The sequence below is a fragment of the Micromonospora sp. BQ32 genome (assembly GCF_059358895.1).
This window is the reverse complement of the sequence record NZ_JCADBI010000003.1, coordinates 105,530-119,749: the sequence shown is the minus strand read 5'-3', so window position 1 is coordinate 119,749 and position 14,220 is coordinate 105,530. Positions and strand designations below refer to the sequence as shown.

Genomic DNA, 14,220 nt, shown 5'->3' with positions numbered 1-14,220 from the left:
CCCGACCGGCCGGCTCAGCCGGCGACGCCGACCAGCCGGCTCAGCCGGCGACGACCTGCCAGAGGAGGAACGTGTTGAGCGCGACCACCAGCACGGCCACCAGGGACGCGGCGGCGGTGGTGAGCGGGTGGTTGACCAGGTTGCCCATCAGGTCGCGTCGGCGGGTGAAGGCGACCACCGGGATCAGCGCGAACGGGATGCCGAAGCTGAGGATGACCTGGGACAACACGAGCGCCTGGGTCGGGTCGAGGCCGATGGCGAGCACGGCCAGCGCGGGCAGCAGGGTGACCAGCCGACGCAGCAGCAGCGGCACCCGCCGCCGCAGGAAGCCCTGCATGATCACCTCTCCGGCGTAGGTGCCGACGCTCGTGGAGGCGAGCCCCGAGACCAGCAACGCGACGGCGAACCCGAACGCGGCGGCGGTCCCGATGGTCTGGCCGAGCCCGGCGTGCACCCCCTCCAGACTGTCCGCGCCGCCCGGGCCGCCGCCCCGGAAGCTGGCCGCGGCGATCAGCAGCATGGCGAGGTTGACCGCGCCGGCCGCGCTCAGGGCGAGCAGCACGTCGGTGCGCTGGCCGCGGAACAGGATTCGGCGCTCGGTGTCGTCGGCTGCGGGAATGCGGTCGCGGGTGAGCGCGGAGTGCACGTAGATGACGTGCGGCATGACGGTCGCGCCGAGGATGCCGGCGGCCAGCAGCACACTGTCCGTGCCCTGGAGGCGCGGCACCATGCCGGCCATGGCCGAGCCGGGATCGGAGCCGGAGGCGAGCAGGTTGGCGGCGAAGGCCAGCACGATCACCCCGAGCAGGACGGCGATGGCGATCTCGAAGGCGCGGTACCCGCGCGAGCGCAGCGCGAGCACGGCGAACGCGGCTGTGCCGATGATGATCCCGCCGGGCAGCAGGGGGATGCCGAAGAGCAGGTACAGGGCGACCGCGCCACCGATCACCTCGGCCAGGTCGGTGGCCATGGCGACCAACTCGGCCTGCACCCACATCACCCGGTTCACCGGGCGGGGTAGGCGTTCCCGGCACAGCTCGGGCAGGCTGCGCCCGGTGGCCAGACCCAGCTTCGCGGTCAGCGTCTGCACCAACATCGCCATCAGGTTGGCCACCACCACGACCCAGACCAGCAGATAGCCGTAGCGGGCACCGGCGGCGGAGTTGGTGGCGAAGTTGCCGGGGTCGACGTAGGCCACGGCGGCGACGAACGCCGGGCCGAGCAGGATCAACCGCCCGCGTACCCGGCCCCGGGCGCGAGCGACCTGTAGTGGAGTCGCCCTCGACGTCGTCAGTTCGTTGGTGACCATCGAACACCTCCCCGTTCACGCGGATCGCTGCCGGTCCCTTCCCCTCGGGCTGACCCGTCGGTGCCAACCGCTGGCCTGCCGGTGCCACCAGGGTCGGCCCGCCGCACCGACAGCGGCGGGCCCGCGGCAACGCGGCGCGCCGGACCGGACGGGCCGCGTTCGGACAGAACGTGCCGCGCCGCACTTGACAGCCGGTGGGTCACCGATGAAGCTGTCTATTAGTCCTACTGTCGTAGGACAACAGGAAGGATCATCGGGAGTGATCGAGTTCGTACTGGACAGCCGGTCGAAGGTGAACACCTACATGCAGCTTGTGCAGCAGGTGAAACAGGCGCTGCGGGTTGGCCTGCTGACACCGGGCGACCAGTTGCCGAAGGTTCGGGACGTCGCGCAATCCCTGGCGATCAACCCGAACACGGTGCTGAAGGCGTACCGGGAGCTGGAGATCGAGGGTCTGGTCGGCGGCCGACCCGGGGTGGGCACGTTCGTCCAGCGCACCCTGGCCAGCGCTTCCCTGCCCAATCAGGCCGAGCTGCGCGACGACCTGGTCGCCTGGCTACACCGGGCGCAAGCCGCCGGCCTCACGGCCGAGGACGTCATCGCCCTGGTGGAGACGACGCTGCGCGCCACCCTCGCCGACGACGCCCCACAGAAGGAGCCCGCGTGAGCGGAACGAGAGGACACGGGATGGACATGGTCTTGGAAGCAGACCGGCTCGGCAAGCGGTACGGCAGCACCTGGGCGTTGCGGGACTGCTCGCTGCACCTGCCGGCCGGACGGATCGCCGCGCTGGTCGGGCCGAACGGCGCGGGCAAGAGCACGCTGCTGCACCTGGCCGTCGGGCTGCTCAAGCCCGACGCGGGCGCGGTCCGGGTGTTCGGCCGATCCCCGTACGGCGACACGGAGGGCCTGGCCGACATCGGCTTCGTCGCCCAGGACACCCCGCTGTACCGGGACTTCACGGCGTCCGAGCTGGTGCTCGCCGGCGGCAAACTGAACAAGCGGTGGGACGCGGCGTTGGCCCGTACCCGGCTGGCGCAGCTCGGCATACCGCCGGACAAGCCGGTCGGCAAGCTCTCCGGCGGTCAACGGGCCCAGGTCGCGCTTGCCCTGGCACTGGCCAAGCAGCCGCGGCTGCTGCTGCTCGACGAACCGGTCGCCAGCCTCGACCCCCTGGCCCGCCGGGAGTTCCTCCAGTCGCTGATGGGCAGCGTCGCGGAGTCAGGCACCACGGTCCTGCTCTCCTCGCACCTGCTGGCCGACCTGGAACGGGTCTGCGACTACCTGATCGTGCTGAACGCCTCCCAGGTGCAGCTCACCGGCGCGGTCGACGACCTGGTCGCCGAGCACCGGCAACTGGTCGGGCCGCGCCACGACGGCGGCGCTATCGGGGGCGTCGCCGCCGTGGTCCGGGCCAGCCACACCGACCGGCAGTCCACGTTGCTCGTCCGCACCGACGGGCCGGTCACCGATGCGGCCTGGACGGTCCGCGAGGTGAGCCTGGAGGACGTCGTGCTGGCCTACCTGGCCGACGGCACCACGCAGACCAAGCACAGCGAGTGGGGGGTGGCAGCATGATCTGGCTGACCTGGCGGCAACACCGCAAGCAGGCGCTCTTCACCCTGCTGGCGTTCGCGGCGCTGGCCGCCCTGCTGGTGCCGATCGGCCTGTCGATGCGGAGCACCTTCAGCGACCTCGGGCTGACGGACTGCGTGAGTCAGCTTGCCCGCGCCGACGTGGCGCAGACGACCCTTGAGACCTGTGACGCGAGCTTCCACCGCTTCAGCAGCCAGTACAGCAACCTCAACCTGCTGGCCGTTCTGCTGATCACCCTGCCGGTGCTGGTCGGCCTGTTCTGGGGCGCCCCGCTGGTAGCCCGCGAGGTGGAGCAGGGCACGCACCGGTTCGTCTGGACCCAGGGTGTCGGCCGGAACCGGTGGGCCCTGGTGAAGTTCGGGCTGGTCGGCGCGTCCGTGCTGCTCCTCGCGAGCGGCTACGGATTGGGCATGTCCTGGTGGGTGGAGCCGCTGACCCAGGCCGCTCACGAAGGCCGGCTGGGCATGATCGTCTTCGATGTGCAGGGCATCGCTCCGATCGGCTACACCCTCTTCGCCGTGGCGCTCGGCATCTTCGCCGGCACGGTGTGGAAGCGGATGCTGCCCGCCATGGGCATCACGCTCGCCGGGTTCATCGGCGTACGAGCGGCGGTGGAGATCCTGGCCCGACCGCACTACCAGCCCGCCCGCACCAAGACCTTCCCGATCGAGGGGGACGGGCCACCGGTGATCAGCCGCGGGGACTGGATCCTCACCCAGGGTGTCCGGAACCCGGACGGGACGATGATCGCGGAGGACACCCGGATCCAGTGCCCGCCGGGCGGCAAAGGGCCGGACGGTCAGGTCTGCGGGTCCGAATTGGGCCTTGAGCCGGGCGCGTACAACTGGCAGCTGTACCAGCCAGCGGACCGGTTCTGGCTGTTCCAGAGCATCGAGACGGGCATCTTCGTCGCCCTCGCCGTGCTCCTGGTCTACCTAGCGGTGCGACGGGTTCGCCGGATCGCCTAGGCGCGCGACGGGTGCTCGTCGAGGCGCGGGCCTCGGCGAGCACCCGTCAGCGCGGACTCTCGCCTGCTCAGGCTCAGCCGGCCAGTCGCCGGTAGCGGGCGACCGAGAGCGGCAGGAAGACCGCGACCAGTACGAGCGGCCAGACCACCGCCAGCCACGGGTAGTGCTGCGCTGCCCAGGAGTCGCCACCCCAACCGGGGTTGCCGAACAGTTCGCGGGTGGCACCAACGGTCGCCGACAGGGGGTTCCATGCGGCCACCGCACCGAGCCAGGCGGGCATGGTGGACGGTGCGACGAACGCGTTGGAGAGAAAACCGAGCGGAAACTCCAGAGTCTGCACGGCCACCACCGCCGTCTGCCCACGGGCGATCAGCCCGAGGAAGATCCCGACCCAGATCAGGGCGAAGCGCAGCAGCAGGATCAACCCCACCGCCGCCAGCGTGGCACCGACCCCACCGTGCGCCCGCCAACCGATCGCGAGGCCGGTCAGCAGCAGGACCCCGAGAGTGACCAGCGCGAACAGCATGTCGGCCACGGCCCGGGCCGCCAGCGGCGCCAGCGGCGAGACCGGCATCGACCGGAGCCGGTCGGTCACCCCGCGCTCCAGGTCCTCGGCAACGGCGATCGTGGTGAGGCTGATGCCGAACACCATGGTCATCACGAACATGCCGGGCATCAGGAACTCCCGGTAGCTGCCACCGCCGGGCACCTGCAACGCGCCGCCGAACAGGTAGGCGAACATCAGCACGATCAGGATGTTGAAGCCGAGCGAGGCGATCAGCGGCCCAGGATCGCGTCGCCACCTGGCGAGAGCGCGCCAGATCAGGGTGCTGCTGTCGGCCAGGAGGGCGGGCCGGCCGGGCGTCAGATCCACCGCCGGGGCCGGCATGCTCACCGCGCTCATGCGGCCACCTCGGCCGTCGACGCCCGGTCCCCGGTGAGGTGCAGGAACACGTCGTCCAGGGTCGGTCGGCGCAGCGCGACGTCCGCCACCGGGACGTTCACGGCGTCGAGCGCACGCAGCACGTCGACGAGCGCGCCGGCCTGGTGACCGACCCGGACGCTCACCATCCGCCGGTCCACGTCGACCGTCGGTTCATCGTCGGCCGCCCGGCGTATCTGGGCGACAGCAGTGGGAAGGTCGGTCGGCGCCGCGACGACCACCTCGATCCGATCGCCGCCGAGCCGGGCCTTCAGGTCGTCCGGGGTCCCCTCGGCGATCACCCGGCCGGCCTCGACCACGGAGATCCGGTCGGCGAGTTGATCGGCCTCGTCCAACTGCTGGGTGGTGAGCAGCACGGTGGTGCCGGTGCGCACCAACTCCCGGACCGACTCCCACACCTCGTTGCGGCCACGCGGGTCCAACCCGGTGGTGGGCTCGTCGAGGAAGAGGACCGAGGGGGCCAGGATCATGCCGGCCGCCAGGTCGAGTCGTCGGCGCATACCCCCGGAGTACGTGCTGACCGGCTGCTCGGCGGCGTCGGCGAGACCGAAACGTTCCAGCAGCTCGACCGCCCGCTGCCGGGCCCGCCGGCGGCCCAGATGGAACAGCCGACCGAAGAGCACCAGATTCTGCCGACCGCTCAGCGCCTCGTCGAGCGCGGGATGCTGCCCCACCAGCCCGATGCGGTAGCGCACCTGGTCGGGCTGGCGGATCACGTCGAAGCCGGCGACCTCGGCGCGACCCTCGTCGAGTCGGAGCAGGGTGGACAGGATCCGTACCGAGGTGGTCTTGCCGGCCCCGTTCGGGCCGAGCAGGCCGCACACCGTTCCCGATGGCACCCGCAGGTCGAAACCGTCCAGCGCGTACCGGTCCTGATACCGCTTGCGCAGCCCTTCCGCCACTATCGCGTCACCACTCGTCGCCACAACGCTCCCCTCGTCCAACCGACAACGACCGCTATCGTACAACGTACGGTAGCTGATACGCCAAGGGTGGATCGACTAGGTTCGGCGACATGTCGCTCTCATTGGACGGGCGGCGGTTCGCCGCCGTGGCGGAGGTGGTCGCCGGCGAGGTGGGCACGGAGACCGTCTTCTCGTACCACGAGCGGGATGGCGAGGTGTGGGCCGAGTACGTGGGCGGGTCCATCCGCCGCGGCCGGCTCGTCGGCACCCGCGACGGCGACCGGTTGGACTTCCGGTACGTGCAGCTCAACACCGACGGCGAGACCTCGTCGGGGCACTGCGTGTCCGAGGTGACGGTGCTGCCCGACGGCCGGGTCCGGCTGCACGAGACCTGGTCGTGGGAGTCCCGGCCGGGCAGCGGCAGCAGCGTGGTGGAGGAGCTGCCGCCCAGGTCAACCCGGTGACCCACTCGACATCGCCGATGTCCGGCGGTGTCCACTCGGGCCCACGGGGACCTGCCGAGCGGGGAAGACTACGCCGAGTCTGCGGTGCCCGGCTGGCCCGCGACGCCGACGTTCAGCGGGTCGGCCAGGAGTTTGTCGAACGCCAACTCGGCAGCGCCGATCAGGACCGCGTCGCGGCCGAGTGCCGCCGCGCGCAACCGCAGGTGCTCGCGGGAGGCGGGCAGTGGCATGGTGTCCAGCCGGTCCCGGACCACGTCCGCCCCGGCGGTGTAGATGTCGCGCAGCGAGCCACCGAACACCACGGCGTCCGGGTTGACCACGTTGACCAGGTTCGCCACGCCGAAGCCCAGCCAGTCCGCCACCTGCTCGACCGCCGCGCGGGCAGTCGGGTCGCCGTCCGCCGCCGCGCGCAGCACCTCGGCCACCGCCGCGCGGTCGCTCGGGTCACGGCCCGCGTGCCGCAACAGCGCGGCCTCGGAGATCTCGGTCTCCCAGCAGCCGCGCGAACCGCAGCCGCAGGGCAGGCCATTGGGGTTGACGACCATGTGGCCGACCTTGCCGCTGTGGCCCCGGTGACCGATCACCAGTCGGCCACCGACGATGAGGCCGGCGCTGATGCCCAGGTCGCCGTGCAGGTAGATGACGTCGTCGATGCCGACCGCGACGCCCCGGACGTGCTCGGCCAGACCGGCGATGTCGGCCAGGTCACCGGCCACGAAACCGGGGCCGGAGCGGAACTCCGCCTCCAGCGCGGCGCCGAGCGTCTCGTCGATGCTGGCGATCCGGAGCCTGCCGTCCGGGTCGCGGGTCGTGTCGGTGACCGCGGCGGCGCCGCCGACCAGCAGCGCGTCGCCGGCCACCGATCGTTCCATGTCGCGGACCAGTTCGGCGAGGGGCCCGACGGCTTCGATCGCCGACATGCCGCTGGGTCGGGGGATCTCCCGCAGATCGAGGATCTGCCCGCCGAGGCCGACCCGGGCGGCACGCAGCCGGTCCGCGTCGATGCTCAAGGCGTGTGCGTAGACCCGGTCGGAGCGGGGACTGACCACCAGTGAGGGGCGACCGGCGCGGCGGGTGGTGGCCGGCGCATCCTCGGTGACCAGGCCGCTGGTGACCAGGTCGGCCGCGAGGGCGCCGATGGTGCTTCGGTTGAGGCCGAGCCGGCTGGTCAGCTCGGCGCGGGACGTCGGTCCGTGCAGGTGGACGTAGCGCAGCACAGCGCCGAGGTTCTGCCGCCGGATCTCCTCCTGGCTGGCGCCGGGGACCGACGGCAGCGGGGATTCGGTGTTGCGGCCGACGCCGGCTGGCCTGGCCCGTACTGGTGTCGCCACGGTCAGACCTCCTTCCGGGTCGATGCCGGTTGGTGCGGGGGTGCGGGGACGACGATGGGTCCCGGTAGAGGAGACCCGGGACCCATCGGCGTTACTACCTACCGTGCGGTGATTACTTGGTGAGCGGCGCGAGCTTCGGGTCGCTGGCGTACGCCTCAGCCGCGTTCGCCTTGGTGACGGCGACCGGCGGGAGCAGGTACGTGTCGACGACCTTGCTGCCGTTGTTGTAGGACTTGGTGTCGTTCACCTGCGGGGTGTTGCCAGCCTGGAGGGCCTTGACCATGTTGATGGTCTCCTTCACCAGGTTGCGGGTGTCCTTGTTGATCGTCATGTACTGCTCGCCAGCGACGATCGACTTGACCGACTCAACCTCGGAGTCCTGACCGGTGACGATCGGGGTCGGCTTGCCAGCACCCTTGACCGAGGTCAGGATGGCGCGGGCCAGCGTGTCGTTCGGGGAGAGGACGCCGTCCAGCTCCTTGCTGCCGTAGGTCGAGGTCAGCAGCTGGTCCATACGGGCCTGCGCACCCTCGGCCTTCCAGCCCTGGATGGCGGTCTGCTTGACGTCCTTCTGACCCGAGGCGACGACCACGGTGCCCTTGTCGATCTCCGGCTTGAGCACGCTCATCGCGCCGTTGAAGAAGACACCGGCGTTGTTGTCGTCCGGCGAGCCGGAGAACAGCTCGATGTTGTACGGGCCGTTCGGCTTCTTGGCCTTCATGCCGTCCAGCAGGGCCTGGCCCTGGAGCTGGCCGACCTTGAAGTTGTCGAACGCGACGTAGTAGTCGAGGTCCGGCGTGTTGGTGATGAGTCGGTCGTACGCGATCACCTTGGCGCCGGCGGCGTGCGCCGCCGCGACCTGGGTCGACAGCTGCGCGGCGTCGGTCGCGCCGATGACGATGACCTTGGCGCCCTTGGTGGTCATGGCGGTGATCTGGGCCTGCTGGTCGGCAACCGTGGTCGACGCGCCGGCGTACTGCACGTCAGCCTGGAAACCGGCCTCCTTGAGACCGTTGGTGAACAGGTCACCGGCGAGGACCCAGTTCTCCGAGGTCTTGGCCGGCAGGGCCACGCCGATCAGCGAGTTGGCCGGGAAGCCCTTGGCTGCCTCGCCGCTGGAGCCGCTGTCGCCGTCGCGGCCGGAACCGCAGCCGGCGAGGGCCAGCATGGCGGCGGCGCTGATGGCCACTACCGACGTGCCGAAGAATTTACGCATGGTGAGGACTTGCCTTTCTTGATGTGAGGCGGGTGGAGAGGTCGGTGGCCGTCAGCCGGACACCGCTGCCTTGGCGGGCTCGCGCTCCGCGTCCGGCGGTGAGGCGGGTGGGGCGGAGTCGTCGCGGCGGAACGGCCGCATCAGGCTCCCGATGATGGAGAAGCGCCCCTGGCTCTTGTTGTAGACGTCGATCGCCACGGCCAGCAGCAGGACCAGGCCCTTGATGATCTGGACTCGGTCGGTGCCGACGCCCATGAGCTGGAGGCCGTTGTTGAGCACGGCCATGACCAGACCGCCGACGATCGAGCCGCTGATGGTGCCGATGCCGCCGGAGACGGCCGCGCCGCCGATGAAGACCGCGGCGATGGCGTCCAGCTCCCAGCCGTTGCCGTCCTGCGGTCCGGAGGCCGCCGAACGGGCCACGAAGATCATGCCGGCCAGCGCGGCCAGGACGGACATGTTCATCATGACGAAGAAGTTGACCCGCTTGAGCTTCACGCCGGACAGCTCGGCCGCCCGGGAGTTGCCGCCCACCGCGTAGATGTGCCGGCCACCGGCCGTGTTGCGGGTGTAGAAGGAGTACGCGATCACCAGGACCAGCAGGATGATGCCGGAGATCGGGAAGCTGGTACCGACGCGACCGCTGGCGAAGCGCAGCGCGGCGAAGGCGATAACCCCGACCATGATGGCCATCCGCAGGATGGAGATCCACATGGGCGCCGGGTCGGCGTCCATGGCCCGACGGGTCTTGCGGGCCTGGATCTCGCGCCACACCACCGCAACCGCCGCGACCAGGCCGAGCAGCAGCGTGGCGTTGTTGTAGCCGGTGTTCGGACCGAACTCGGGCAGGAAGCCGGAGCCGATCTCCCGGAAGCCTTCCGGCACCGGGATGGTGTTGGCGTTACCGATGTACTGGTTGCCACCCCGGAACAGCAGCATGCCGGCCAGGGTGACGATGAACGCCGGCACCCCGATGTACGCCACCCAGAAGCCCTGCCAGGCGCCGATGATCGCGCCGATGGCGAGGCCGAACAGGATGGCCACGGGCCAGGGCAGCGACCAGTCCGCCATCGACTTGGCCACCAGGATGCCCGCGAAGGCGGCGACGGAGCCGACCGAGAGGTCGATGTGCCCGGCCACGATCACCATGAGCATGCCGATGGCCAGAATCAGAATGTACGAGTTCTGCTGGAACAGCGCGATCAGGTTGTCCGACCGTAGGGTGAGGCCATCGGTCAGGATCTGGAACAGGACGACGATCGCCACCAGGGTGAAGATCATCCCGAACTGGCGAGCGTTGGAGGTGGTGCCTCCGAAGAGGTTCTTCTGAAGGTCCTTCAATCGGCTCATCGTGTCAGCATCTTCTTCGTCGAGGTCATCTGCTTCATGAGGTTTTCCGGGGTGGCGTCCGCCCGGGCGATCTCGCCCGTGATGGAGCCTTCGAACACGGTGTAGATGCGGTCGCAGAGCCCGATCAGCTCAGGCAGCTCCGAGGAGATGACGACGACGCCCTTCCCCTGGTCGGCGAGCCGCTGGATGATGCCGTAGATCTCGTACTTGGCACCCACGTCGATGCCGCGCGTCGGCTCGTCGAGGATCAGCAGGTCCGGGTCGGTGAACATCCACTTGGCCAGGACGACCTTCTGCTGGTTGCCGCCGGAGAGCTTGGAGACGCTCTCGTCGACCGTCGGGGCCTTGGTCCGCAACTCCTTGCGGTACCCCTCAGCCGCCTGGTACTCCTCGACCTCGCTCAGCACGCCGTGGTGCGAGATCTTGGACAGCTTGGCGGCCACCGTCGACGACTTGATGTCGTCGAGCAGGTTGAGGCCGATCGCCTTGCGGTCCTCGCTGACGTACGCGAGCCCGTTGTCGATCGCGTCGGCGACCGACTTCAGGACGATCTCCTTGCCGTCCTTGATGATCGTGCCCGACTCGTACACCCCGTAGGAGCGGCCGAAGACACTCATCGCGAGCTCGGTGCGGCCAGCGCCCATCAGGCCGGCGAAGCCGACGATCTCGCCCCGGCGCACCACGAAGCTCTCGTTCTTGCAGACCTGCCGGTCGGCGGAGATCGGGTGCCGGACGTTCCAGTTGCGGACCTCGAAGAAGACGTCACCGATCTTCGGGGTGTGGTCCGGGAACCGGCTGCTCAGCTCACGGCCGACCATGCCCCGCACGATCCGATCCTCGTCGACCCCGTCCGCCTTGACGTCGAGGGTCTCCACGGTCCGGCCGTCGCGCAGGATGGTGATCTGGTCGGCGATCGCCTCGATCTCGTTCAGCTTGTGCGAGATCATGATCGAGGTGATGCCGCGGGAGCGGAACCCGCGCAGCAGGTCCAGCAGGTGCCGGGAGTCGGCCTCGTTCAGAGCCGCGGTGGGCTCGTCCAGGATGAGCAGCTTCACGTCCTTGGCGAACGCCTTGGCGATCTCGACGAGCTGCTGCTTGCCGACCCCGATGTCCTTGATCAGGGTGTCCGGGTCCTCTTGCAGACCGACCCGGGCCATCAGGTCCAGCGCCATCCGGTTCGCGGCCTTCCAGTCGATCGCGCCCCGCTTGCGCGGCTCGTTGCCGAGGAAGATGTTCTCGGCGATCGACATCCCTGGAATGAGCGCGAGCTCCTGGTGGATGATCACGATTCCGGCGTTCTCACTGGCCCGGATGTCGGAGAACTTGCTCTCCGACCCCTGGTAAATGATCTTGCCGTCGTAGGTGCCGTGCGGGTACACCCCACTGAGCACCTTCATCAGGGTGGACTTGCCCGCGCCGTTCTCGCCGCAGATGGCATGGATCTCGCCGGCGCGAACCACCAGGTTGACGTCGGAGAGGGCCTTGACTCCGGGAAACTCCTTGGTGATGGAGCGCATCTCAAGGAGGATGGGCACGTCGCTCATCGCTCGTACCACCTCGCCAACGTCATCGGTTGCCTCCGGAAGGTTGAACCTTCACTTGGTTTTGTTGTTGACGGCAACGTATTGCGGCCGGAGGGCCATCCGCAAGGCGAGGGACTGTTGAAAAAGTAACAATCCGGCAATATAGATGTCGCACAGTGTTCGCCAGCCACAGCCGCCACCGCAGCCCCTCCCGAGGCCCCCGTCTGACCGCAGCACCCACGCCGACCTGCGACAACGCGCCAATCGACCCCGGCCGTTCCCGCAGCCTTCCCACCAGGCAAGACGCGCCGGGGACGGCTCGCCCGGTAACGCAGCGCACACGTCACGCCATCGAACGATGATGATCGGGCACCGGCCGCAACGCCGTACGCGAGGCGCACCAAGAGCTCCAGGCGGCTGATGTGACCCACGCCTCTGCCGACCGTGCGCATCGACCGTCGTCAGCTCGGAGCGACGGGTGCCGGACGACAGGTCAGTGCCCTGGCGTCCCTTTAGCGAAGATCACGACGACGCACACCGCCCCGCGCAGGCCGGTCAACTCGGGTGCAGCACCGCCTTGATCACGCCGTGCTCACGCCGGTCGAACTGGCGATACAGCTCGGGGGCGTCGGCGAGGGTGCCGTGGTGACGATCATGCTGGGCCGCGCCCGGCCCGCGACGACCAGATCGCCCCACCCGGGTGCCCGGCCGGACGGTCTGCACCGCGGCGTCCACCTCCTGCACCACGCCCAACGGTTCGTGACCGAGCACCAGGCCGGGCTCGGCGCTGGTCCGTCCGTCGTACATGTGCAGGTCGGTGCCGCAGAGGGCGGTGGAGGTGATCCGCACGAGCGCGTCGGTCTCCGCCTCCAGTGTCGCGTCGGGCACCTCCCGCACCGCGACCGTCCGGACGTCGAGGTAGACGACGGCTCTCATCCCGGCTCTCCTGTTCGGTGGTGGAACGGCCGGTCTTCCCCCGACTGGGCCGTTCATGCCTCGGGCGAGGACGTCCCCGGCGTCACCCCATCACGCCGACCGGCGGCGACCGGTGATCCACCGGCGCGCGAGGCGGTGAGGGCACCACTCACCTATCCCCGCGCGGGGTGTCCCACCGGTCGCCGCCGGGCAGGATCCACACCACCGGTGCGGACGCCCCGCCACCGCGGGGATCCTCGGCCGGAGGTCAGTGACCGGCGTTCTGGCCGCCGTCGACGTGCAGGATCTCGCCGGTGACGAACGGCGCCGACTCGAGGTAGAGGACGGCGTCGACCACATCGCTGGTCTCGCCCATCCGGCCGACCGGGTGCAGGCCCGCGAGCGTCTGGTGGGTCTCGACCGGGTGCATCGGGGTCTTGATGATGCCGGGCGCGACGGCGTTGACCCGGACACCGCGAGTCGCGTACTCGATGGCCAGGGACTTGGTCGCCGAGCTGAGGCCACCCTTGGTCAACGACGCGAGCACCGACGGGACGTTCGAGTTGGGCTGGTCGACGAAGCTGGTCGTGATGCTGACGATGTGCCCGGCGCCCCCGGCCAGCAGATGCGGCAGGACGCGTCGGGTGAGGTGGAAGAAGCCGGCGAGGTTGATCCCGGTGACAAGGTCGAACTCCTCGTCGGTGTAGTCGGTGAACGGCTTGGCGACGAAGATGCCGGCGTTGTTCACCAGGGTGTCGATCCGCCCGAAGCGGTCCAGGGCGGCACGCACCACCCGTTCGGCGGTGTCGGCCTCGGCGATGTCACCCCGGACCGTGACGATCTCCGGGTCGTCGGACGCGCCGATCGAGCGCGAGGTCGCCACGACGCCGTACCCGAGCTTGCGGTAGGCGTCCACGAGGTCGGCGCCGATGCCCTGCGAGGCGCCGGTGATCACCACGACCCGCTGTCCCTGGCTGCTGTTCATGCGGCTGCTGTTCATGAGGGAACCACCTTCACTAGACGACTGGTCTACTAAAAGCTAGCCGACCGGTCGTGTATCGTCGAGGCATGGGTCGGACGAGTGACGCGAAGAACAAGATCCTCGACGCCGCCGCCACGCTGATCGAGCAGCGCGGCTACACGGCGCTCGGCGTGGCCGAGATCTGCGCGGCGGCAGGTGTGCCGAAGGGGAGCTTCTACTACTTCTTCGAATCCAAGCAGGCGCTCGCCCGGACGGTCATCGACGAGCACTGGGTCAGCCAGCGCCGCCAGTGGGAGCAGTTGCTCGGCAGCGAGCGCGACCCGCTACAGCGGCTCCGGGACCTGTTCGAGGCCACCGAGGAGATCCAGCGCGTCGGCCAGCAGAAAGCCGGCGTGGTCGCCGGTTGCCTCTTCGGCAACCTCGCCCTCGAACTCAGCAACCAGGCCGAGGAGATCCGCGGTCGGCTCCAGGAGATCTTCGAGGAACAGATCAACCTCATCGAGCAGGTCGTCGTCGAGGCGAAGGAGCACGGCCTGGCGGGCCCGTCGGTCGACAGCCGGGAGGCCGCCCGATCGATCGTCGCCCAGATCGAGGGCCGGGTCCTGCTGGCGAAGTTGCTCAACGACCCGACCCAGCTGGAGACGCTGTGGCGCAACTGCCTGGATCTCCTCCAGGTGCCGACGCAGGCGCGGACCACCACCGGCTGAACGGACGACTG

14 protein-coding genes are annotated in these 14,220 nt (G+C 69.5%); 5 read left to right on the top strand and 9 right to left on the bottom strand.

The annotated features are described in order from the left end of the window. Positions 1-40: 40 nt before the first annotated feature. Positions 41-1,309: an Nramp family divalent metal transporter gene (locus AC5L30_RS07545; RefSeq protein ID WP_494866191.1), complete on the bottom strand. Its 1,269-nt coding sequence runs from the start codon at positions 1,307-1,309 to the stop codon at positions 41-43. A 259-nt stretch (positions 1,310-1,568) separates the two neighbouring features. Here AC5L30_RS07545 and AC5L30_RS07540 point away from each other — a divergent pair, with 259 nt between their 5' ends. Genes AC5L30_RS07540 through AC5L30_RS07530 form a run of 3 tightly spaced genes read left to right on the top strand, consistent with a single transcriptional unit; the run spans position 1,569 to position 3,873 of the window. Further along, entirely contained in the window at positions 1,569-1,976 is a 408-nt protein-coding gene (locus AC5L30_RS07540; RefSeq protein WP_112678633.1) for a GntR family transcriptional regulator, read from the top strand. A 20-nt stretch (positions 1,977-1,996) separates the two neighbouring features. Beyond that, positions 1,997-2,887 (top strand): ABC transporter ATP-binding protein, encoded by an 891-nt coding sequence (locus tag AC5L30_RS07535; protein ID WP_494866548.1) that lies wholly within the window; start codon positions 1,997-1,999, stop codon positions 2,885-2,887. Then, positions 2,884-3,873 carry an ABC transporter permease gene (locus AC5L30_RS07530; RefSeq protein WP_494866190.1) on the top strand — a complete coding sequence of 330 codons (990 nt, stop codon included), beginning with the start codon at positions 2,884-2,886 and terminating at the stop codon, positions 3,871-3,873. The genes AC5L30_RS07535 and AC5L30_RS07530 overlap by 4 nt, the downstream gene beginning before the upstream one ends. Positions 3,874-3,946: 73 nt before the next feature. Here AC5L30_RS07530 and AC5L30_RS07525 read toward each other — a convergent pair whose 3' ends face one another. Next, on the bottom strand, positions 3,947-4,777 hold the full coding sequence (locus AC5L30_RS07525) for an ABC transporter permease (protein WP_494866189.1): 831 nt from the start codon (positions 4,775-4,777) through the stop codon (positions 3,947-3,949). Next, a complete protein-coding gene (locus tag AC5L30_RS07520) occupies positions 4,774-5,742 on the bottom strand; it encodes an ATP-binding cassette domain-containing protein (protein WP_494866188.1) in 969 nt (322 codons plus the stop codon). Before AC5L30_RS07520 ends, AC5L30_RS07525 begins: the two co-directional genes overlap by 4 nt. A gap of 89 nt (positions 5,743-5,831) precedes the next feature. Between AC5L30_RS07520 and AC5L30_RS07515 the strand changes: the two genes are divergently transcribed. Continuing rightward, complete coding sequence (locus tag AC5L30_RS07515) at positions 5,832-6,185, top strand: avidin-fold protein (protein ID WP_494866187.1); 354 nt, start codon at positions 5,832-5,834, stop codon at positions 6,183-6,185. Between the two features lie 68 nt (positions 6,186-6,253). Here the strand turns inward: AC5L30_RS07515 and AC5L30_RS07510 are convergent, their stop codons facing one another. The 6 genes from AC5L30_RS07510 to AC5L30_RS07485 all read right to left on the bottom strand — a co-directional run bounded on the left by AC5L30_RS07510 (position 6,254) and on the right by AC5L30_RS07485 (position 13,520). Beyond that, positions 6,254-7,516 (bottom strand): ROK family transcriptional regulator, encoded by a 1,263-nt coding sequence (locus tag AC5L30_RS07510; RefSeq protein ID WP_494866186.1) that lies wholly within the window; start codon positions 7,514-7,516, stop codon positions 6,254-6,256. A gap of 112 nt (positions 7,517-7,628) precedes the next feature. Beyond that, positions 7,629-8,732 carry a substrate-binding domain-containing protein gene (locus tag AC5L30_RS07505; RefSeq protein WP_494866185.1) on the bottom strand — a complete coding sequence of 368 codons (1,104 nt, stop codon included), beginning with the start codon at positions 8,730-8,732 and terminating at the stop codon, positions 7,629-7,631. Between the two features lie 51 nt (positions 8,733-8,783). Next, positions 8,784-10,082, bottom strand: a complete 1,299-nt coding sequence (gene mmsB, locus AC5L30_RS07500; protein WP_494866184.1) for a multiple monosaccharide ABC transporter permease — start codon at positions 10,080-10,082, stop codon at positions 8,784-8,786. Continuing rightward, entirely contained in the window at positions 10,079-11,626 is a 1,548-nt protein-coding gene (gene mmsA, locus AC5L30_RS07495) for a multiple monosaccharide ABC transporter ATP-binding protein (protein WP_494866183.1), read from the bottom strand. The genes mmsB and mmsA overlap by 4 nt, the downstream gene beginning before the upstream one ends. Positions 11,627-12,160: 534 nt before the next feature. Next, positions 12,161-12,541: an alcohol dehydrogenase catalytic domain-containing protein gene (locus tag AC5L30_RS07490; protein WP_494866182.1), complete on the bottom strand. Its 381-nt coding sequence runs from the start codon at positions 12,539-12,541 to the stop codon at positions 12,161-12,163. Between the two features lie 247 nt (positions 12,542-12,788). Next, positions 12,789-13,520, bottom strand: coding sequence for an SDR family NAD(P)-dependent oxidoreductase (locus AC5L30_RS07485; RefSeq protein WP_494866181.1), 732 nt, complete (start codon positions 13,518-13,520; stop codon positions 12,789-12,791). Between the two features lie 68 nt (positions 13,521-13,588). Between AC5L30_RS07485 and AC5L30_RS07480 the strand changes: the two genes are divergently transcribed. Further along, on the top strand, positions 13,589-14,209 hold the full coding sequence (locus tag AC5L30_RS07480; RefSeq protein ID WP_494866180.1) for a TetR family transcriptional regulator C-terminal domain-containing protein: 621 nt from the start codon (positions 13,589-13,591) through the stop codon (positions 14,207-14,209). The last annotated feature ends 11 nt before the right edge of the window (positions 14,210-14,220 follow it).